General features: G+C 33.3%; 1 pseudogene. It reads left to right on the top strand.

Going from position 1 to position 1,187, the window contains the following annotated elements:
• Nucleotides 1–851, top strand: a pseudogene (locus JK188_RS17480) (type I restriction enzyme HsdR N-terminal domain-containing protein); the annotation flags it as partial.
• Nucleotides 852–1,187: the final 336 nt, after the last annotated feature.

Genomic DNA, 1,187 nt, shown 5'->3' on the forward strand with positions numbered 1-1,187 from the left:
CATATTTAAAGAATTTGTTTGCAATAACAACAAGTGATTTAACACCTAATTATTTTATTAGATATATTATTTTAAAATGGTTTCATGATAAATATTCATCTGTAGGCACGTCTGGGTATAAAGGCTATTTTTCTGTAAGAGATCTAACTGAAAGCATAGCTAAATATGGTATATCCGAAGATGTAATATTTAGAGAAGTTAATTATTTGATAAAAGGTTTTTGTTTAGAATCAGAGCGGTTCACTACAGATATTATTGACGAAAATGATTTATTAAAAATAACATCAACAGGTTTTGTTCATTTAGACATGGTATCAAATATTAATTATCTTGCAGCTATTTCAGAAGACACTGACTATGATTCAGATACGGTTGCGAAAGAAATTGCTAGTGCTATGGGTGAAAAAGGAAGCCTTTATGATAAAGAGATCGTAGCTAAAAATGCGAAATTGATGATGGATTATTTATCAGAATGGCAAGATAAGCATGACTCTTTGGCTAGCAATATTTTAAGTGATAATGAGTTTTCTGTATTATCGGATTTCAACGCCGCTAAAGAGTATGTTGAGCGCTTTAATGAAACTTTAAAAGATCCTCTATGGACTGAGTTTGAATCAAAGAACCATGTTGGTGATACTATCAAAGGTATAGTTAAAAGTGTTCATGATAAATACGGTGTGTTTGTCAAATTATCAGAGGAAGGAGATATAACAGGATTAATTTATAAAGCAAAATGTCCTGATGGCTATATGGGTAAATATGTGAAAAATCAAGAGATAACTGTCAGAATTGATAATGATATTGACTCAGTAAATAAAAAAGTGTCTTTAAGTATTGTTGAAATAAATTAAGGTAGTTACTGTCATAACAAGCATTGTTTGAATGTAGAATTCTGATATTACAATTCAGTGAGGATGATGTTTGTTATGGCAATTTCCTAGGTTCTGAGCATTTTTGCAATTTCCTGCAACAATCCGCAAAATTAAAAGAGGAACGCTACCAACGCGAAGTACTCCTACTGGAGCTGTTCTGATGGTCTCTTGCAGGTGCATGAAAACCGACCTATTTAGTGGGCAGGCGTGGCGGGGCTACGATTGCGCGGCGACATGTTTATTGTTAATAATCCGCCCGCAAATTCTCCGAGCCATAGCGGCGTTAAATTCAAATTTCTATAGTTAGATAGTAAT

The sequence above is a fragment of the Providencia sp. JGM181 genome, assembly GCF_018257375.1.
Lineage (GTDB): Bacteria > Pseudomonadota > Gammaproteobacteria > Enterobacterales > Enterobacteriaceae > Providencia > Providencia lanzhouensis.